The 20,160-nt window shown below is 67.3% G+C and carries 19 protein-coding genes and 1 pseudogene; 17 read left to right on the plus strand and 3 right to left on the minus strand.

Annotated features, from left to right (window positions below; genetic code table 11):
* Window positions 1-121: 121 nt before the first annotated feature.
* The 12 genes from CJ177_RS33895 (at window position 122) to CJ177_RS33950 (ending at window position 13,146) form a co-directional block, all read left to right on the plus strand.
* The gene (locus tag CJ177_RS33895) at window positions 122-2,014 is read left to right on the plus strand and encodes a dynamin family protein (RefSeq protein ID WP_095869668.1); all 1,893 of its coding nucleotides are present in this window, start codon (window positions 122-124) and stop codon (window positions 2,012-2,014) included.
* Complete coding sequence (locus tag CJ177_RS33900; RefSeq protein ID WP_095869669.1) at window positions 2,011-3,438, plus strand: GTPase; 1,428 nt, start codon at window positions 2,011-2,013, stop codon at window positions 3,436-3,438. The genes CJ177_RS33895 and CJ177_RS33900 overlap by 4 nt, the downstream gene beginning before the upstream one ends.
* Before the next feature lie 239 nt (window positions 3,439-3,677).
* Window positions 3,678-5,576 (plus strand): Hsp70 family protein, encoded by a 1,899-nt coding sequence (locus CJ177_RS33905; RefSeq protein ID WP_095869670.1) that lies wholly within the window; start codon window positions 3,678-3,680, stop codon window positions 5,574-5,576.
* Window positions 5,577-5,782: 206 nt separating this feature from the next.
* Window positions 5,783-6,655 carry a hypothetical protein gene (locus tag CJ177_RS33910; protein ID WP_095869671.1) on the plus strand — a complete coding sequence of 291 codons (873 nt, stop codon included), beginning with the start codon at window positions 5,783-5,785 and terminating at the stop codon, window positions 6,653-6,655.
* 120 nt (window positions 6,656-6,775) lie between these two features.
* A complete protein-coding gene (locus CJ177_RS33915) occupies window positions 6,776-7,696 on the plus strand; it encodes a C39 family peptidase (protein ID WP_095869672.1) in 921 nt (306 codons plus the stop codon).
* Window positions 7,697-7,871: 175 nt separating this feature from the next.
* Window positions 7,872-8,273, plus strand: a complete 402-nt coding sequence (locus CJ177_RS33920) for a hypothetical protein (RefSeq protein ID WP_257014809.1) — start codon at window positions 7,872-7,874, stop codon at window positions 8,271-8,273.
* 140 nt (window positions 8,274-8,413) lie between these two features.
* Window positions 8,414-8,956 carry an RNA polymerase sigma factor gene (locus CJ177_RS33925; RefSeq protein ID WP_095869985.1) on the plus strand — a complete coding sequence of 181 codons (543 nt, stop codon included), beginning with the start codon at window positions 8,414-8,416 and terminating at the stop codon, window positions 8,954-8,956.
* A gap of 93 nt (window positions 8,957-9,049) precedes the next feature.
* Window positions 9,050-10,120 (plus strand): YhcG family protein, encoded by a 1,071-nt coding sequence (locus CJ177_RS33930; RefSeq protein WP_095869674.1) that lies wholly within the window; start codon window positions 9,050-9,052, stop codon window positions 10,118-10,120.
* A 98-nt stretch (window positions 10,121-10,218) separates the two neighbouring features.
* Window positions 10,219-10,437: a hypothetical protein gene (locus CJ177_RS33935; protein WP_095869675.1), complete on the plus strand. Its 219-nt coding sequence runs from the start codon at window positions 10,219-10,221 to the stop codon at window positions 10,435-10,437.
* 164 nt (window positions 10,438-10,601) lie between these two features.
* Entirely contained in the window at window positions 10,602-12,278 is a 1,677-nt protein-coding gene (locus tag CJ177_RS33940; RefSeq protein WP_095869676.1) for a CopG family transcriptional regulator, read from the plus strand.
* A gap of 47 nt (window positions 12,279-12,325) precedes the next feature.
* Window positions 12,326-12,649 (plus strand): hypothetical protein, encoded by a 324-nt coding sequence (locus CJ177_RS33945; protein WP_095869677.1) that lies wholly within the window; start codon window positions 12,326-12,328, stop codon window positions 12,647-12,649.
* Between the two features lie 149 nt (window positions 12,650-12,798).
* On the plus strand, window positions 12,799-13,146 hold the full coding sequence (locus CJ177_RS33950; protein WP_095869678.1) for an Lsr2 family protein: 348 nt from the start codon (window positions 12,799-12,801) through the stop codon (window positions 13,144-13,146).
* Between the two features lie 39 nt (window positions 13,147-13,185).
* Here the strand turns inward: CJ177_RS33950 and CJ177_RS33955 are convergent.
* Window positions 13,186-13,688: pseudogene (locus tag CJ177_RS33955) on the minus strand (N-formylglutamate amidohydrolase).
* Window positions 13,689-14,118: 430 nt separating this feature from the next.
* Between CJ177_RS33955 and CJ177_RS48655 the strand changes: the two are divergent.
* A complete protein-coding gene (locus tag CJ177_RS48655; RefSeq protein ID WP_373560073.1) occupies window positions 14,119-14,502 on the plus strand; it encodes a MerR family transcriptional regulator in 384 nt (127 codons plus the stop codon).
* Between the two features lie 191 nt (window positions 14,503-14,693).
* Here CJ177_RS48655 and CJ177_RS48660 read toward each other — a convergent pair whose 3' ends face one another.
* The gene (locus CJ177_RS48660; protein ID WP_257014811.1) at window positions 14,694-15,290 is read right to left on the minus strand and encodes a hypothetical protein; all 597 of its coding nucleotides are present in this window, start codon (window positions 15,288-15,290) and stop codon (window positions 14,694-14,696) included.
* 664 nt (window positions 15,291-15,954) lie between these two features.
* Complete coding sequence (locus tag CJ177_RS33970; protein ID WP_095869680.1) at window positions 15,955-16,308, minus strand: hypothetical protein; 354 nt, start codon at window positions 16,306-16,308, stop codon at window positions 15,955-15,957.
* Window positions 16,309-16,434: 126 nt separating this feature from the next.
* On the opposite strand from CJ177_RS33970, the gene CJ177_RS33975 reads away from it, so the two are divergent.
* The 4 genes from CJ177_RS33975 (at window position 16,435) to CJ177_RS33990 (ending at window position 20,110) form a co-directional block, all read left to right on the plus strand.
* A complete protein-coding gene (locus CJ177_RS33975) occupies window positions 16,435-17,892 on the plus strand; it encodes a CdaR family transcriptional regulator (protein ID WP_179443347.1) in 1,458 nt (485 codons plus the stop codon).
* 132 nt (window positions 17,893-18,024) lie between these two features.
* Entirely contained in the window at window positions 18,025-18,804 is a 780-nt protein-coding gene (locus CJ177_RS33980; RefSeq protein WP_095869682.1) for an amino acid ABC transporter ATP-binding protein, read from the plus strand.
* Window positions 18,801-19,448: an amino acid ABC transporter permease gene (locus CJ177_RS33985; RefSeq protein ID WP_095869683.1), complete on the plus strand. Its 648-nt coding sequence runs from the start codon at window positions 18,801-18,803 to the stop codon at window positions 19,446-19,448. Before CJ177_RS33980 ends, CJ177_RS33985 begins: the two co-directional genes overlap by 4 nt.
* Complete coding sequence (locus tag CJ177_RS33990; protein ID WP_095869684.1) at window positions 19,445-20,110, plus strand: amino acid ABC transporter permease; 666 nt, start codon at window positions 19,445-19,447, stop codon at window positions 20,108-20,110. Before CJ177_RS33985 ends, CJ177_RS33990 begins: the two co-directional genes overlap by 4 nt.
* Window positions 20,111-20,160 lie beyond the last annotated feature (50 nt).

Here is a 20,160-nt window from a genome sequence, read left to right on the forward strand (position 1 = left end):
ACACCCGCCGCTCTTGGGGGAGGTGGCCGGTTGGCGATGCAGGCCCAGGCCCGGTCACGCTAGGGTTCGACGGCGCCCACACCCGGGCGCACACAGATCGACGACGGGAAGGGGAGAGGGCGTGGAATCCGCAGCCCAAGCCGGGCAACCGGCCACCGTTGCCTCCCCAGCCGCCGAGACGCCGCCGCGGGAGCGCGCCGAGGTGCTGCTGTCGTCGATCACCGACAAGATCCTGCGCCCGTTCGGGTACGACGCAATCAGCGACCTCGCCGAACAGCGCGCCCAAAGCAGGGAACAGACCCGCTCGGTGGTCGTGGTCGGCGAGGTCAAGCGGGGAAAGAGCTCGTTAGTCAATGCGCTGGTCGGCTGGCGCGGCGCCTCCCCAGTGGGGGTGGACGTGACGACCTCGACGACGATCAGCTTCGGGGGGGCCACCGCCGAGCAACCCGGCGGCACGGCGCAGATCCTGTTCCCGGACCGAACCGAGCAAATCCCGCACGCCGAGCTGGCGGACTGGGTCTCGTGCGAGGGCGCCCATGTCACCGACAGCCGGATCGAGGAGTTGCCCACCCGGGCGATCGTCCCGGTGGCCGGCAGCCGGCTCGGTGACGTCACCGTGATCGACACCCCCGGGGTGGGCGGATTGGACCCGTCCTACGCGGTCCTGGCGGAAGCGTCCGCGTCGCAGGCATGCGTGTTGGTGATCGTGTGCGATGCCACCACCCCGCTGACGGCGCCGGAGATGGCGTTCATCGACAAGACAGGGTCCGCGGTGGAATCACTGATCGTGGTGGTCACCAAGACCGACAAGAACATCCGCCGCTGGCGTCCGATCGTCGACGAAGACCGCGAACTCTTGGTCCGGCACCTGGGCCGGCAGATTCCGGTGGTCGGGGTGTCGAGTCTGCGTGCGGTGATCGCCGCCGAGATGGCACCCGGCCCGCAGCGCGACCACGCCGAGGCACGGTCCGGGATCGTCGAGCTGCGCACCCTGATCGACTCGAAACTCGCCATCGCTGAACATCTCCCGGCGATCACCGGTCTGCGGACCGCGGTCGACGGTTTGCGTACGTTGGCGACGGATCTGCGCACCCAAATCGCGGCGATCACCCGCAGCGGCGAGGTCATCCCGGATCTGACCGCACAGCTGGCCGAATTGCAGGGCCTCAAGGACCACTCGACGCAGTGGGAGCAGTACCTGCAACGGGACCTGACGTTGATCCGCCAGCACGCCACCGACGACCTCGACCGCCGCCTCGACGACATCCGGCAGAAGTGGACCACCCGAATCAACAAGAACGGGATGGCGGTGCTGCGCCGGAACCCGCAACATTTCACCGCGGAAATGGAGCGCGATTTCCAGGCCGCGATGGCGGGGTCGGTCAACCTGTTCCTCGAGCAGCTCTACACCCAGATCGTGCAACCGCGGTTCGCCTCGGAGGTCATCTGGCACGAAATCTCCGAGCAGGTCCTCGCGACGTTGTCGAACCGCACCCTCGAAACCCACCAGGTCGCCGGCAAACGGCAAGGGCTGCTCGATCCGTCGATGGTCACCATGGGAGTGATGGGCTCGTCGATGCTCGGCGGTCTGATCGGGGTCTCGGCGATGATGGGCGTCGGGGCAGTCGTCGGAGTCGCCTGGGTGGGATTCAATCTCGGTTTCAAGGCGATGCGGACCGGGAAGACGAACCTGCTGGGCTGGCTGCGGGAGACGATCGCGACCACGAAGACCACCACCTCCCGGATGCTCGAATCCACCCTGGCGCTTGCCCGCCCGGAAATCGTCATCCGCTACCGCGAACACGTGAAAGCCTCGATCGCAACCCTGCAGGCGCAGATCAAAGACGCCGAGGACACCGCCCGGGCCGACAAGGCAACCCGGGAGAAAAAGCTGACCCGCCTACAGAACAACCTGCGGGTGGTCGAAAACAACATCACCCGCGCCGAATCCCTGATCGCCGAACTGTCCACGCACACCACACCCTCGGCCGACGCGGGTGGTGATCCCCGGTGACGGCCACCCCCACCGCACCGGCCTGGGATCCGGTGCGCGCCGGCCTGGACCGGGCGCTGCACGCACTCGCCGGCCTGGCCCCCGATCTGGCCGCGCACGCCAACCGGATCGGCCAGATCCTCTGGTCCCCGCCACGGATCGTGATCGTCGGCCGACTCAAGGCCGGCAAGTCGACACTGGTCAACGCCCTGATCGGGGCGCCGGTCGCCGAAACCGCCGCCCTCGAGGCCACAAGCATCGTCGCCGTCTACCAGGACGGCGCCCCCTCCCGCGCCCAGGTGGTCCTACTCGACGGCTCCCGCCGCCCGCTGCACCTGTCCCGCGGCCACACCGCCGACCTGGGGGTCGACCCGGAACAGGTTGCCTACCTGCACCGGTGGCTACCCTCGGCGGCGATCCGCGACTTCACCCTGGTCGACACCCCCGGTCTGGCCACGCTGACCGCCGAGAACGAGGCCCGCACCCGCCGGGTACTCATCGACGGGTTCGAGCAGACCCGCACCGCCTCCGTCGACGCCGACGCCGCGGTGTTCCTCTTCGACTCCGCGCCCCGCGCCGACGAGATCTCCTTCCTCAAACAACTCGGATTCACCCCGCTGAACACCCTCGGCGTCCTCTCCCGCGCCGACGGATTCGGGGAAGGCGCACTGGGGCAGCGCAATCCGCTCGAGCACGCGATCGCCCACGCCCGGGTCCTGGCGGATCGGCTCGCCGACACCGTCATGACGGTGATGCCGATCGCCGGGCTGCTCGCCGAGACCTCCCACACCGGGGCCCTCACCGAGGCCGATGCCCGCGCGCTGGCGTCGCTGACCGGGTACGGGCCGCTCGAGGTGCTCGACCTCCTCGACACCGATACCCCCACCGTGGTGCCCGAGGCGGTGCGCGATCGGCTCCTCGATCTGGTCGGCGAATACGGAATTGTCCATGGCCGCGACGTCGCCGCCCGCGGGGCCGCCACCCTGAACGAGTGGTTGACCGCGCACTCGGGGATCCCACAGCTGCGGGGAGTGCTCTCGCAGCATCTCGGCCGGTTCGCCGCCGTGCACCGGGCCAGCCGGATCATCCGCGAACTCGACCAACTCGCCTTCACCCACCCCGCCCGGGACCAGATCCGCGGCGTCGTGGACCACCTGCGCCGCGACCCCGCCCTGCACACGGTGGTGCTGTTCGAACACCTCAAGTCCATGCTCGAGGCCGATCCCCGTTCCCCGGTCACCACCGAACTGCGAAGGCTCCTCGAACATCACACCCCGGCCGGGCAGCTCGGGCTCCCGGACAGCGCGGGCCCGGACCAGGTGCGGGCAACGGCGCAGCAGAAGCTGAGCTGGGCGCACATGCAGGCGCTGTCGACGATGACCGCGGCCGAGGACGCCGCCCTGATCGTGCTGGCGCACACCTACGGCACCCTCGCGGCCACCTGACCCGAACCCCCAGACGGCAGCCCCATGCGAATCAGTGGGGGTGGGGCGGGAACCTTTCGCCTGCGACGCGCATCGAACTATCAACCGCCGACGCACACCCCTGTGGAAGGACCAACCCGTGATGTTCTACCGAACGCCGCAGCCACCGCCCCCGCGCCGCCGTGACATGATGCCCGGGCGCGGCCGCGCTGCACAGGCCGCCGGGCGTAATCCGTGGGGCTCGATCACGAGGGGTATCAATGTCTAGGCCGGACTGGCTGCTGGGGATCGACTTCGGCACCTCCAACACCGCCGCCGCACACACCGGCGCGGTCAGCGGCGCCGTGGAAGCACTGCAACTCAGCCACAACCGCACCACCATGTCCTCGGCGGTGTTCGTCGAATCCCCGCACCAGATCGCGGTCGGAGACGTGGCCACCAACCGCGCCGAAACCAACCCCGCCGCCTACATGCCCTCACCGAAACGGGTGATCGGCCAGGGCGTGGTGAACGTCAACGGCTACGCGATCGCATCGTCGGTGCCGGTCGCCGCGGTACTCGATTCGGTCATGGCCCGGGCCCGGGCCGCACACGCCGGGCAGGCGCCCGCCCAGCTGGTGCTCACCCACCCGGAGGCCTGGTCCCCACGCGAGATCCAGGTACTCCTGGATGCGGCCGCCCAACTGGGGCTGGACCCCTCCCAGGTGACCACGGTGTCCGAACCACGGGCAGCGGCGCACTACTATTCGCGGTCGAACACCCTGCCCGCAGGCGCGAAGATCGCAGTGTTCGACTTCGGCGGCGGCACCCTCGACATCGCCGTGCTGGCCGCCAACGACCACGGCACATTCGACGTGGTCGCCGCACGCGGCGACAACGGTCTCGGCGGCAAGAACTTCGACGCGTACATCCGCCGATGGGTCGACGAACAACTCGACGCCCGCAACCCCGAACTGGGCGATTACCTACGATCGGCGCCGATCGACATCCGGCACGCCCTCGACGATTCGATCCGCCGCGCCAAGGAACTGCTCTCGGAAGCGCCGTCCGCGACCATCACCGTCGCCGGCGGCGGGCACACCGAGAAGTTCCAGATCACCCGCGAGGAGTTCGAGGAGCTCATCACCCCGGCATTGGAGAAGGCGGTCACCCTCACCCGGGCAACCCTCGCCGACGCCCACGTCACCGACCCCACCGGGCTGCACGCGCTGTATCTGACCGGAGGCTCCTCCCGAATCCCGATCGTGCAGGAACACCTCAAGGCACTCGGGCCGATCGCCACCCTCGACGACCCGAAGACCGTCGTCGCGCAGGGGGCGATCGCGGCCGCCGCCCCGATCGTCCGCGGCCTCGGCAACACCGCCGCCGCGGGCGGAGTCGGGTCGCGATACACCCATCCCACCCCACCGTCGCAACCGTCCCGACCCGACGGCCCGGCGGCAACGGCACCCATCCCGCCGTCAGGTCCAGACCGAACGACAGCGACATGGCAACCCACACCCACGCCGGCGCCAGCGGGCACCGGTACGGGTAAAAAGAAGTGGGTAATGATCGGCGCCGCGGCCGCCGCCGTGGTGGTCGTCGCCGGCGTCATCGGAGCGATTGCCCTCACCGGAGACAAGGGCGCAACTGATCAGGTGCCGCCCGCCGACACCGCAGCCGCCGCCGGAGACACCGCCAACGCGGAGCAGGCCGGCGCCTCCGGAACCGGAAACACACAGGTTCCGACCACGAAAGAGGCTGTACTGGCAGCCCTTCCGGCAGCATTGCGAACAGATCTGGAGAACTGCAAAACCAACGGGGAAACCGAGAACGGTGGCCTCCAGATGCAATGCACCCTGAAAGAGGGCACCGCGTTGACCGCCGGGATCTCCGACCAGGACTACCAATCGATCATCGTCAGCGTCGACCCCGCCGAAGCAAAGAAACGGGTCCTCGGCATCCGGCAGGGCTTCCAGAACGACACCACCTCGACCGACAACGAGATCGTGGAGAACATCCCGCGGACCGCGGCCGCACACATCGACGGTCCGGGCTACGCGAACACCTACTCGATCTGGTACGCCAACAGCTCAACCGGGGTGATGGCCAGCTTCAGCGACGCCCAGGGCCTCGACGGGGCGAAGACGTTCCTCTCCCGCGCCGGCCTGATCAACTAACCTCCACCGCCGCCGCAGAGACTGCGCCCGCCCTTCTTTCGGGGCGGGCGCAGTTGTCTGTGCAGGCCTTTCGCCCCAGGTCGCGGCCGGTCGCAAAGTTTTTCAGGAAGTCCGGGAACCTTTCGGACCATTCACCGCATCTAACTCTCGACAGCACAGGGAACTTTTGCTTCCCGGCCAATACCTTCGACGGACAAGGATTCGAGATGAGCAACCCCCGCGGCGCACACGACAACCCGACCACCACCGGCACCACCTCGCCCAGCCCCAACCTGACCGGGGACCCGCAGGACGCCACCTACACCCCCACCGCCCCCGCCGCAGGCGAGCAGCCGCCGGTGGCAGCCGATCCAGTCGGAGCCGGTACCGCTCCGGGCCCCATCGCCGACGACACCGACCCGGGAACCGGCACCGCCGGCGAGACCGATCTGGGCGCCGGCACCGGCGGGGAGTACTACTCGCCGCGCGACGTCGACGGCGACGGAAACGTCGACCTGATCCACACCCGCATCGAAGCGGTCGAAACCATCACCCACATCGACGAGGACGGCTCCATCACCCTCGTCGAGCAGGACACCGACGGCAACGGCACCTACGAAACCGGTATCGCCCCCACCGCCACCGGGATCCGCCTCGCCGAGGACCTCGACGACGACGGAACCGTCGACCTCGCCACCCACCTCGACCCGACCACCGGCGCACCGCTCCGCCAGGACGTCATCGAGGACGGACGGATCACCGACACCCGGCTCGACACCACCGCCGACGGCAACCCGGACGTGCACCTGATCGACAGCAACGGCGACGGCCGCTTCGACACCACCCTCCTCGACACCGACCTCGACGGCATCACCAACGACACCCTGGTCGACACCAACGGGGACGGCACCTTCGACCTGCGCACCGCCGACACCGACAACGACGGCACCCAGGAGTCCTTCGACACCGCCACCGACGGGCACCTCGGGTCGATCGAGCAGTTCGAAGCCCTCATCCCCGCAGAGGACCACTACCACGAGCAGGCCGACACGTACCCGACCGAGACGCCGGCCGACCAGACCGCCACCGACCTGGCCTGACCCCACACCTGGGCGCCGCGCGGGCGGCGCCCACCAGACTTTCAGCGGCCGATGGGTGCAGTACACCCCGCACCCACCCGACTTGTATTGCGGCCGAACCTCACACCGGGAGAGCACCGAATGGATGACATCGCCGCGGACCTGGACGCAGCAGCCTGGTCCGCCAGCCCACTCGACGACGACACCTACCTCGGCGAACCGGTCCCGATCGACGAGAGCCTCGACGCGATCCCCGAACAGGTCTTCGAGGACGACCCGTTCGTCGAGGCCGCCGACGGGACGGGAACGGTGGACCTGTCCGTCATCGACCTGAGCACCCTCGACCCGGAGCTCGCCGAGCCCCCGCCACTCTCCCCGCCGCAGGACGCGACCGAACCGGCGGTCGACCCGGACACCGCACCGGATTCCCCGGTCGACCGCGCGGGCGGGGACGGGGTGTACGGGGACCCGGTGGAATGGTCGGTGAACTGGTTCTTCCAGCAGGTCGACGGCTACTGCGGACCATCGAGCGCCGCCCAAATGATCGCCCAGTACACCGGCGTCGTCATCGACGACCCCGAACAACTCGTCGACCGGGCCCTCGAACTCGGACTCATGCAGGACGGCGACCCCGCACAGGGCATGACCTTGCCGAACCTCGAGATCCTCCTCGAGGACCAAGGGGTGCCCTGCACCGTGCAGGACAGCTCGATCGACGACCTGAAAACCAAGCTCGAGGACGGCTACGGGGTGATCGCAATGGTCGACTCCGGGGAGATCTGGAACCCCGACCAAGAAGCCGGGGAAGACCAGACGGCCGACCACTTCCTCATCGTCGCCGGCATCGACGAAACCCGCGGAGTGGTGATCCTCTCCGACCCCGGCGCCCCGAACGGCAACCAGCTCGAAGTGCCCATCGACCAGTTCGAGGACGCATGGGCGGACTCGGGCCGCAAAATGCTGGTCGCCGACACCCCCGATCCGGACCTGGCCGACCACCCGGACCCGGTGGCAATGTCGGTGGCCGCACCCGATCGCCGGTGGGCGATGATCGACCTGTAGCGGTTGTCGCTACCCACCGACAACAGGTTGGGCGTGCACACTGGAGAGGCCATCACCGACATCGGGTGGCGGTGCTCCGAAAGATGCGGGCGGCTCGGCGGGAACCTTTCGCCGGTCCGATGCATCCAACAAGTGGGGGCGTCCGTGTCGGCGCCGACATACTGAGGGAAACGAGGTGAGAGCAGCAGTGGACGACGACTCCGTCCTTGCAGCACTGGGGGTATCGGGCGCGCTGCCGCCCGTGTCCGACGAGGTGTGGGCGCGCGCCCTCGAGGTCGCCCTCGACCCCACCACCGCACCCGTCGACACCGACCTCGTCCCCGACATGGACGACGTACCGGTCGTACCCGAGGACGACGACATCATCCTGCTCGACGACGACACCGATGGTGACGACGGCAACGTCCCAGGCCCGGAACTCGATACCGACGCCGACGCCGACACGGATCTAGACCTACCCGCCGGACAGGACTTCGATCTCGGCGACGACAGCGCCGACCCCTCCACCCTCGGCGCCGACGACCCCACCGACCTCGGCATCGACCTCGGCGGGCACCACGACATCGACCCGCTCTAACCACCAGCACGTCCCCACCACCCCGGGCGCGGTCGGACACCAAAATCCTGGCTCGGGCGGCTGTATGTGACGGCGGGTACGATTCTCCCGGCGCCCAGGGGGCGGCAACGACAGTGATCACGGCACGGGGGGACAAGGACATGGACGACGCGGACCTGATCGCGGCGTGCAGAGCCGGCGATCACCACGCCTTCGCCGAACTCGCCGGCCGCTACCGCACCAACGCCTGGCACGTGTGCCTGCAGATCACCGGCAACACCCACGACGCCGAAGACGCCCTGCAGGACACGCTCACCGCCGCCTGGCAGAACCTGCCCAAATTCCGCGGCGACGCCCGCTTCCACACCTGGCTGCACCGCATCGCCGTCAACGCCGCCCTCGCCGTCGTCCGACGCCGCAAGAACACCGACAGCCTCGACGACACCGACGGCGAATACGGCATCCTGCTCGAAGACCCCACACCCCGATTCGACGAGCAAATCACCACCATCGACGCGGTCCGCCGCGCCCTCGCCCAACTCCCCGAAGACTTCCGCGTCGCCATCGTGCTCGCCGAATTCGCCTCCCTGCCCTACGCCGACATCGCCGAACACCAAGGCGTCACCGTCGCGACCGTGAAAACCCGAATCCACCGCGCCCGCAAACAACTGGCCACACTCCTCGCACCCGCAATCGACCCGTGAGCCGACCAAGCATGATTCGTCCGCGAACGTACGCGTACGCATCGGCCCGTGCCGAACCCTTCGTGCTTCCGGTCAGTACGAGAGGATGAGCCGGTGAGTGACTCCGGACTGCTCCCCGACGACTACCGCGACTTCCTCGAGCACCTCAAAACCCAAGTCCGACAGGCCCGGGTCCGTGCCACACGAGTGGTCAACACCGAGTTGCTCCTGCTGTACTGGGACATCGGCCGCGCAATCCTGGACCGCCAGGCAGCCGAGGGGTGGGGGAGCAAGGTCATCGACCGACTCGCCGTCGACCTGCGGTCCGAGTTCCCCGAGATGCGCGGATTCTCCCGCAGCAACCTGCACTACATGCGGAAAATCGCCTCAGCATGGCCCCGGAGCGCATTCGTCCAACAAGCTGTTGGACAAATCCCGTGGGGACACGTGACCATGCTGATCGACCGCCTCGACGACCAGCCTGCACGCGACTGGTACGCGGCCGCGGCGTTCGAGCGGGGCTGGTCCCGCAACGTCCTCTCCCATCAAATCCGCAACCGACTCGACCAACGGATCGGGGCAGCACCCTCGAACTTCACCGACCACCTGCCCACCGGTGACTCCGACCTGGCGCAGCAACTGGTCCGCGACCCGTACGTCTTCGACTTCCTGGATCTGACCGACCGGGTCGCGGAGCGCGAACTCGAGGCCGCGCTGATGGCCCGATTGGAACGATTTCTGCTCGAGCTCGGGCACGGCTTCGCGTTCGTCGGCCGGCAGTACCACTTCGACGTCGACGGCGACGACTTCTACATCGACCTGCTGTTCTTCAACTGGATCCAGGCCCGCTTCGTCGTGGTCGAGCTGAAGGTCGGCCGGTTCGAACCCGAGTACGTCGGCAAACTCGGCTTCTACGTGTCCTGGATCGACGACAACCTGCGCGACCACAACCAGCACGCGCCGACCATCGGGATCCTGCTGTGCGCCGGACGCAACGACAACGTCGTCCGCTACTCCCTCGCTGGAACCACCGCACCGTTGGCGGTCGCCGACTACACCTACGACACCCTGCCCGCACCGGTGAGGGAACTCGTCCCCACCGATGACGAACTCGCCTCCGCAATGGGGGAGACCCTCACCCACCTGGCGGAAACCCCCTCATCACGTGCCGACACCGAGCAATGAACCCGCTGATGCCGGCCGACCGGGGACGAGCCAGCGATATGAATGAGCTATCCGACCCGGATGGCGACATAACAATTCAACATTGTAAGGTTGGTGACATGACGGAACACGCGCAGAACAACGACGAGAACCAGACCCAGCCCGCCGACGATGCGCCGCAGCACACCGAGAACGGCTTCGGCACCTACGAGTGGGATCCCGAGTGCGGAATCGTGTTCCGCATGGACCTCGACCAGTTCGGGACCATCGGCGGCGTTCCCGTCAGCCAGTACACCCCGCCGCCCCCGCCCCCGTACACACCGCTCAACCTCTCCTGATTCAGTCACACGCCCGCGACCGCCAGCACCCGCCCCCCAGATGCTGGGCGCAAACTATCTCGCCGCCACCGGGCTCGCCGGGACGCACTGCCCGAGTATGGCGGCGGCAGGTGCCATGGGGTGCGAATCGAGGTCCCCGGACGTACCCGGAACAATGGCCGGTGATGAGCGAGACGAACATGGGCCGGGTACCGGTGGGGGATCCGATCCCGCTCCGGTTCGACCCGAAAACTAAACAACGCCTCGAGGAGTTGGCCGCCGACATCGGCCCGCGCCGCTTCGGGGCACTGGTGCGAGTGGCCGCACGACGACTTCTCGCCGACCCCGACCGGGTTCCGGAGGCACTGGACCAATCCCGCCGCGCCTCCGCCGACGCCCGCCGCATCACCTGGGCGGAAAGACCTCTCGACCTCGACCCCGCCACCAGCACTCGCCTCCACGAACTCGCCCAAGAGTTCCACACCGACCGCAGCGCGATCGTCCGCGTCGCTGTGCACCGCTTCCTTACCGGTGCAGGCCGATTCCGGCACCCGGTGCTCCGTGAAGACGCCCGCACCGATCTGAGCTGCCGCACCCGCGTGTACCTCAACCGCTCCACGCTGCTCCGCCTCGAGAAGCTGCTTAGCCGCAACGGCGACGCCCCCACCGCCGCGGCCATTCGGGTCGCGGTCCGCCGACTCCTCGACGACCCCGGAGACCTCGCCGCCGACCTGGCCACGATCGGCGCCGCCCGCGACCTGACCCCGGAAACTCTGGGCCCGCGCACAAATGTGCACTTCGACGACGAGCTGCGCGACCAACTCGACGCCCTCGCCGGTCGGCTCGACTCCGACCGCGCCGAAATCATGCGGTTGGCCGCCCGCCAGCTCCTGGCGAACCCGCGGGACCTCGATCAGGCGGTGACCGAGGAGATCTACCGCGGGGACGCCAACCGGGACCTGCTGATCGCCCGGAACACCCGCCGCCAGCAGGCCGCTGACCAGGCCGCCGCCGCGCCCGCCGTCCGCAAGGCGCCGAGCCCGCAAGGGAACCCGTTCGGGAATCGGCATGTCTTCCGGTTCGATGAGGACACCAAACGCCGGCTGGAGGAGCTGGCGGACGAGTACGGTCCCCGCCGGATGTCCGCGCTGCTCCGCGTTGGGATTCGCCGACTCATCGGGTCCCCGCGCGCCGATGTCGATCTCGCGCAGGCCCGCCGTGTCGCCGCCCAGGCACGGGCGCTGCCGCACGACCCGGTCACCCTGAAACTGGACTCTCCGACGGCGGCCCGCTTCCTCGCCCTGGCCGCCCGCCTTGAGGCGTCGCCGCGGGACCTGGTCGCGGTCGCGGTGCACCGCTTCCTCGCCGCCCCCGGCCACTGCCGCGCGACCCTGATCAGCGAGGCGGCCGCATCGGGGCTCGATGAGAAGTTCAAGGTGTCGCTCCGCCCATCAGTACGCCGCGACCTCGAGCGGCTCGCCAACCGGCAGGGGAGTCGGTTGGCCTCGGCGTTGGTGCGGGTTGCGGTGCGCCGGCTCCTCGACAACCCCGGGGACCTCGCGGGCGACCTGGCGACCGTTGCGCCGGTGCATGACCTGCGACCGCCACCGCCCACCGCTCGGGTCGACGTCGCCCTCGACGACGAACTCCTCGTGCATCTCGACGCCCTCGCCGACCGGCTCGGCTCGGACCGTCAGGAGCTGGTGTATCTGGCGGCCAAACGCATCCTCCGCTTCCATCACAACATCGAAAACCGGATGCTCGACGAGATGTTCCGCGCCCAGAACAACCGCAAGCACATGCTCGCGAAGCATGCCCGCCGCGAGCGGATTCGTCGGAGAGACCGCGGCAGCGACACCTGACCCGCGAAAATGGGCGGTGGGTCGGGCCCGCACCACCGGAGGATGCCATGTCACGGTTTCTGCGCCTCACCCTCGCCGCGGCGGCCACAGCGGCTGCGGCGATGTCCCTGACCGCAGCGCCCGCACACGCCGCACCACCGCCAGTTCCGAGTGGGTGCGACATACAGTTCTTCGTGGTCGGTGCCATGTCGACTTGCGCACCCGGATCGGTGAACACCCACCAATTGGAACTGGTGTGCTGGAACCTCGGACTTCCTGCCAGGCTGTACGCATGGGGGCCGGAGGTGCCCACCTTCCTGCCTTCCATCGCACTGTGTCCGATCCTGGGGTACACCTCGCCGGCCCCGGTCACCCGGGTGCACACCCGATAGGGCAGGACCCCGGCTGCTCCTGCGTCGTATAACCGGCAAGTTGACCCGCGGAAATGACACGTCCCCGGGGTCGGTCTGCCCGATCGGCTGCGGCCGCCAGTAGGGTTCTGCCTGCTGAATTGGCACAATACGTGAGAGATCGGGGAACTGTGGCGCGCAAGGTAGTTGTCGAACTGGTCGACGACATCGACGGAACGATCTTCGGCGAGGACGGGGAGAGCATCACCTTTTCCGTCAACGGGGTGGACTACGAAATTGATCTGAAAGACAAGCACGCCAGCAAGTTTCACAAGCAGATCGGATTCTTCATCGAACACGCCACCCGGGTCGGTGGCCGCAAACGACGCTCGGATCGCCCCGTCGTCGCGGACGCCCCGGTGCGGCGGCGCGGGAACGTCAAGGAGATCCGCACCTGGGCGGCCGAACAGGGCTACGAAATCTCCTCGCGCGGTCGCATTCCCACCGAGATCGAGCAGGCGTTCCAGGACGCCCACTGACGGCGGCGCGCTTCGGAGGTGGTGGCCCCGGTGCCCGGGTCAGGCGGTCGTGGGGATGGTGATCTCCGCTCGGCTGTCAAGCGTGGGCAACAAGTAGTGCGGGCAGGTGACCACCTGCCCGGGGGACGGTGACCACCCGGCGGTCGGTGTTGAGGTAGAGGCGTTAGGCGAGCTGCCCGCTCCGGTGGATGCCGGTCTCGGGGTCGACGGCGCCGAGGAAGTACCCCTGCGCGGCGTCGACAGTGGAGAAGATCGCCCGCGCCCACTTGGCGGGCTCCGTGGACGGCAGATAACGTGGGCGGCCCGTATGCGCGTCGACGATGTGCACGATGACGGTGACGGCGAACCCAGCCGCGGCGGGGATCCATCGCTCGGCCGCGACATCGAACGGGGCGAGAGTCGTGTGGATCCGCAATTCGATGTCGGTGCCGGTCCGGGCGGGCGGGCGTGATGATGTGGGGATCCGCCGCGGCATCCAGCGCGACCAGGTTCGGCAGAGCCGGATCGTCGTCGGCGCGGAGGCTGCCACGTTCACCGGACACGGGGTAAGAGTACTGGGCGCGCCAGGCGGGCGCCGCGGCCGACGCCGTCATCGATCAAACGAGAGCCGATCCGTCGAGGGGCCGCCCGTCGACGTCGATGGGCGGAATCATCGCGCCTCCCAGCGTGTGAAATCCCTGGTCAATCGACTCTAGAATTTTTGTAGTGGCCACTGTAGACATCGAGGATTCGTCGTTGTAGAGTTTCTCTCGTCGCAAGGAAAGAGTTCACGAGGTGCGGGAGAGAATGAACTGCCCGCAGAGAAGTACCGCAAGACCAGGATGTGCCGGGTAAGGGTTGATGTGAGTGTGTAAGGCCCCAGCACATCCGGCCGGCGGCCGGGCAGCACGAAGGCCCGACAGCCGGAAGAAGCGCAGTGAACAAGGAAGTGAAACCCGCTCCGGCCCCCGGTGCCTCACGGCGCCGGGGGCCCTGTCCGTCGGAAAGGTATCCCCCATTCAGGAAGATTCGCCCGACCGTGACCCTGCCGGGAAGTTCGACGACGAGGACTACCCGGCCTACAGCATGGGTCACGCCGCCGAGATCCTCGGCGTGACACAGGCATTCCTGCGCAGCCTCGACGCCGCGAAGCTGCTCACCCCCGGACGGTCAGAGGGCGGCCACCGCCGCTACTCCCGATACCAGCTGCGTCTCGCCGCCCGAGCCCGCGAACTGATCGACCAGGGCACCGCACTCGATTCCGCGTGCCGCATCATCATCCTCGAAGACCAACTCGCCGAGGCCCGCCGCATCAACGCCGAACTCCAGCACACCCACCGTCCCAAGTCGGATCAGCCCCGCCCCGCATCCGGCTAAAACACCGCTGCCCCTTCGGAACACCAGTCGAGGTCCATTCCGCGGACGCCGCCATCCGCTCGGTGATCTCACCTCGGGCGTTTGCGAGAACGGAATGTCCGCATCAGCCCAGACCACACCATGCGAGGCATCGGCGTGCGGTCCCGCTAAACCATCGCCGACCGAAAACCGATCCTTGGCAACTCCGAGCGCTACCTACCGATTCGTTCGACGCGCCAAGGTGGGATCTCCCGCCGCGGCCTGACCTTGATCGCACGGAATTTGTATCCGTCCTGATCGATGACCGACTCCCATTCGAAGTCGACCTGCTCGCCGACGTCGAGACCACGGATTCCTCCGCCGATGCTGAAACTGTCGCCCGGCTGGGCATTGATGACTTCATCGGGGTGTAGGGCGCTGTAGAAGGTCCAACAACCGCCCGGTGTGTCCGCAGAGTCGATGACTCCCCAGCCTTCGTCGTCATTCCACGTGGTAACGACGCCGCTCGCTGGGGTGCCGATCCGGGGCGGGATCGTGTCGTCGAGGTCGGTAATCTCGTGGGCACTGCCGTCGGGATCGATATGCCAAGCCCTGGAGCTGAACGGCCCCGGCCGCGTGTAGGGCTCGGCGCCGACTGGCCATGCGCGCACCGTGTGAAAGTCGTAACCGTCTGCCGGCTCGTCGAGTTGATTCCACTCGAACTCGACTTCCTGACCTTCAGCCAAACCGGGGAACCCAGGAACCGCTACGGATATCCATGGAGTCCAGCTACCGCCGGGGGTGTCTGCGGAGTCGATCACGCCCTGCATACCCCGCACGTCCCAACTGCGGACCACTCCACGGCTCGTCATGACCTCAGTATGTCCAAGACCGCTGGTGGCCAGCGAGCGGAACCCGAAAGCCGAGCCTGCACCGGGACGAGATCGGCGCCCAGCACGCACTCGCAATGGTCAGCGCTCGTCCCGAAAGCGGATCCCCTTGCGGTGTCTCATGAGGCCAGCTCCCGCTAACGACCATTTCGGGGGCACCTCCGATCCGAGCACCGGCTCTCCCTCTCGCTGCGACCGCGCGGAGTAGAACGGGGAAGATGGGCAGGCAGGCAGCGGTTGTGCTCTACGTGCTCGCGCTGGTAGCCGTCGTGGTCGGCGTGGACGTCCGGTTCTTCAGGCACCACTTCTGAGAGCGGCTGCTGGTGAACGTCGGCATCGTCCTGGTGTTCGCGGCGTTCTATTTGAGGTTCCTGAAGGGTTCATGAGCGCAGCCGCCGCAATTACAACCCGAAGTAGCCACACCTATCCAGGGCAGATAAACCGGTGCACCGTTAGCCCCCATTGGGCCAGGCCGAACGAGGCTATAGCCCCGGCTCCCTCATCGTCACGCTCGCCGTCGCGGCGATCTGGTCGGTCTTCCAATAATGCGTGACGTCCTCGACGAGGGATCGCGAACGCGAGCGGTTCGCCTGACTCCGCCCTACTAGGAGCCCTTGAAGAGAGAGTTCTTCGTCGAGGAAGCCGGCACGACCTCCAGCCGCTGTAGCTCAGCACCGGCACCGGTGACGTCACCGTCAGCTTGGTCGAGTATTTGCAGGCCTTTCTCAACTGCGCGCCAGTCCGCTGACAGATCGAAATATCCCAGGAGATCAACGACCTCGGCGACCCACCGTTTCGCGCCGCGTCTGTCACGTCGCAGCTGGGCGTAGTAGGTCGCCATGGCGTCGCTCACCGACTTCTTGCGCTGCCCCCACTTCTCGCCCTTCCGGGCCGCCTCACTGGCCAGTTGCCACAGCTGTGCAACGTCGACGTGCCGATCCAGCACCGGTTCCCTCACACCTGGCACAGTAGCGTGGCCTGAGCGAGCGGATCGAGCAGTGATGACCCCGTCGGTGAGGGCGTGAGGTATTGGATGCAAGCCCGCCCCTGCAGCCAGGGCTGGTGCGTCAGAGAACTACGTTCGGTGTCCACTGAAATCCAGCCCACAACGTACGGCACCGCCGACGAGATAGCCCAACTCGTCGCCTGGCTGTTGTCGGACGACGCGTCCTTCGTCAACGGCGCGGTCTACACCGCAGACGGGGGCACCAACCGCGTAGAGCAGCCGGACGAATGTGGGGACTGCAGCGCGGGTTTCTTCGCGGCGGCGGCGCAGCTGTCTATGGTGGGGCGAGTTGCTGATGACGTGCCGAGAGCACGGAGTATGGAGAATACGATGACGTCCCCGGGTTCGACCGGCGCAGCGCCGCCTGAGCTGCAATCCATCGTCGACGACCTCGCCGGCCAGATCGGTCGGGCGGTGGTCATCAACGATCTCGACCTGCGGGTTCTGGCGGCCAGCGCGCAGGGTGAACCGATCGACCGGGCCCGTATCGAGTCGATTCTGACCCGGAAGACGCCCGAGCCGATCAAGGAGTACGTGTTCGGCCTCGGCGCACTCGAGACCGGCGAGCCGACGGTGGTCGAGGCGAATGCGGAGCTGGGGATCTTGCGGCGTCTGTGCATCCCACTGCGCAGTGCGGGCACCCGCTACGGGTACATGTGGTTGATTCTCGACGACCACGAGTTGACGGCCGACGATCAGTCGAACGTCTCGGTCAGTCGACAGCGCGCGGTGGACGCCTTCGTCGACCACCGTGCAAACGTGGAGAACGACCAGGACCTCTGGAATCACATCCTCGACGGACTGATCGCAGCGGACCCCACTGCCAGGGATGCTGCTGCCGAGGAATTCCACCGCATCTTCCCCGTCGAGTCGCGGCAGCCGCTGCAGGTACACCTGTTCCGTGCAGCGGCGCCGCCGACTCCACAATCGGCGGCTGCACTCAGCCAGTGGCAAGCGTCTGCGAAACGAGTGCCGGGGTTCATGTTGATCTCCTCGTCCGATGCCGGAACGACTGTTCTCACCCGGTCGGCGGAGAAGACGGGTGTAGCCACACAGGAGTTGCTCGGGTCCTTTCCCGGGTCGATCTCATGCGGTGTGAGCGGCACGTTCACGGATGTTCGGAGCGTGAAGGAGGCGCTGGACGAGGCCCGGTACGCGGCCTTGCTCGCGGCGCTCGTGCCGGCATTCGACGGTTCCGCTCACTACGGCGAGTTGGGTGCCTGGCTGCTCCTGAAGAATGTTCCGTGGACGCCCGATTCGGTACGTGCGATCTCGCCGGCGGCCGCGGAACTGGTGGTGCCGGGCCGCGAGATGCTGTTGACGACGGTGACCGAGTTCCTGGACAACGCTGGCGATGTATCCGCCACCATCGCCGGGCTGCACATTCATCGGACAACGTTCTATTACCGGATGGACAGGGTCCGCGCCGTCGTGGGTGATGTGCTGACCGACGGGTGGGAGAGCGTGGCGCTGCAGGTGGCGTTGCGCCTGCACGCGCTCATCGAGGCCGCGGGCGACGACCGACGAAAGCGTTGATTCCACTCTCCTACAAATGTAGGAGAGGGTCTCGACGTCCGGCCGATGACCTGGCTCACACTCCGCCGATACTGTCGTCTGAACGACAGAGGAGCAGAGCTCGTGACAGTGAAAAGCACAGACGCACAAGCGATGACGTCGACAACCGAGCATGGTGCGGCGATCGCGATGTCTCAGATCACCAAGGTGTTCGGTAGTCGAACGGTCCTCGACCACGCCGATCTCGTCGTGGCCCCCGGCGAGGTCATTTCGCTCATCGGCCCGAGCGGGTCCGGCAAGAGCACCCTCTTGCGCTGTATGAACCTGCTGGAACGGCCGACGAGCGGCAGCATCGATGTGCTCGGCCAACGCATTGTCGACAACGGGGAGTGCCCGTTGGGGCGGCGTGATCTGCGTCGGATGCGGATGCGCGTCGGGATGGTCTTCCAGTCCTACAATCTCTTCCCCAATATGACTGCACTGCAGAATGTCTCGTTCGCCCAGGCGCGCTCGTTGGGCCGGAGTAAAGCCGAGGGGGACGAGCGGGCCGACACACTGTTGCGCCGGGTCGGTCTCGGGGCCGTCGTCGGGAATTTGCCGTCCCAGCTCTCCGGCGGGCAGCAACAGCGTGTCGCGATCGCGCGGTCGCTGGCTATGGACCCGCAGGTCATGCTCTTCGACGAGCCGACCTCCGCGATCGACCCGGAACTCCGTATCGAGGTCCTCGAGGTGATGAAGGATCTCGCCGAGGGCGGGATGACGATGGTCGTCGTCACTCACGAACTCCGCTTCGCCGAACGCGTCGCGTCCAAGGTCGCGTTCCTCGCGGACGGCAGGATCGTCGAATCCGGACCGTCCGAGCAGATCTTCCGGGCGCCGACGCACGGACGCACCGCCCGGTTCATCGCGGCGATCAGTGAGACCGAGCTATGAGCATCCTCGACATCCTCCAAGGCTTGTGGAGTGGAGTACCCGTCGCGCTCAGCCTGTGGGCCAGTGCGCTGGCCCTCGGCATCGTCCTCGGCGCCCTGGCGACCGCCGCGCTCCGATCGCGCTACCGGATCGCGAGGACGGTGGCGGCGGCCTGGGTGGCACTGTTCCGCGGGATCCCGCCGCTGGTGCTGCTGTTCGCCTTCTTCTTCGGCGTCACGCTGGGGGAGTGGAGCCCCGACGCAATGGGAGCCGCGATCCTCGGGCTCGGGCTGGTCGCCTCCGCGTACCTGGCGGAGATCTTCCGTGAGAGTCTCGACGCGGTACCTGCGACGCAGGTCGAAGCCGCACGCTCGCTGGGCGTCACGAGAGTCGACACCCTGCGCTTCGTGTTGCTGCCGCAGTCGATGCCGCTGATCATGGCCGCGAGCGGATCGTTCGCGATCCACTTGCTCAAGGACACCGCCCTCGCGTCGCTGATCGGCGTCGTCGACATCACCTACCTGGCCAACTATCACGTCGAGCGCGGCGCCAACGGACTCGCCGAATTCTTCGTGGTCGGGTGCCTGTATCTCGCGTTGAGCAGCGTGATCGCCGTGGCAGCACGGTTGTTCGGTAAGCGCCGGGACGTGGCGGTGGCCCGATGAGCCTCGAGAACGCCCTCACGCTTCTGCCCGGCCTGGCGATGACGCTGTACCTGTGGGCCGCGGTGATGCTGATCAGCATCCCCGCCGGCCTGCTGCTGGGCTACCTGCTCAACGAAGGTCCGGCACCGGTGCGCTGGCCCATCGTCGTCGTCACGCAGATCGGCCGGGGATTCCCGGCGCTGGTGACGCTCTACCTCATCTACTTCGGGCTCCCCGAATTCCATCTCACGCTGTCTGCGGCTGCTGCCCTGATCGCCGCGTTCAGCCTCACCACCGCAAGCTATCTCGCAGAAGTCTTCCGATCCGCCCTCGCCGCGGTGCCGAAGGGTCAACGCGAGGCCACACTCGCGCTCGGCGTACCCGGGTGGAGCCGAATGATGTTCGTCATCGTCCCGCAGGCCGTGAAGATGGTGGTCACGCCGGTGATCGGGTTCGCGGCACTGGTCCTCCAGGGCACCTCTCTCGCCTACAGCATCGGCGTGCGCGAACTGCTCGGCGTCTCCTACAGCGAGGGTACCGTCACCTTCAGCGTCTTCGACTACCTGGTGCTGGCCGGAGCGTTCTATCTCGCTGCCTATCTCGTCCTCACCTGGGCCGCTGCGGCGGTGCGACGCAGAACCGTCGGTCAGCCGGCACGCCAGACCGTCCGAATCCTGGACTGAACCCACCTTTCCAACCGACTGCCATCGCTTCCTGCGGCGGAATCTCGAAG

Origin of the sequence: Rhodococcus sp. ACPA1, from assembly GCF_002300195.1 — a bacterium.
In the GTDB taxonomy this organism is placed as follows: Bacteria; Actinomycetota; Actinomycetes; order Mycobacteriales; family Mycobacteriaceae; genus Rhodococcus_F; species Rhodococcus_F opacus.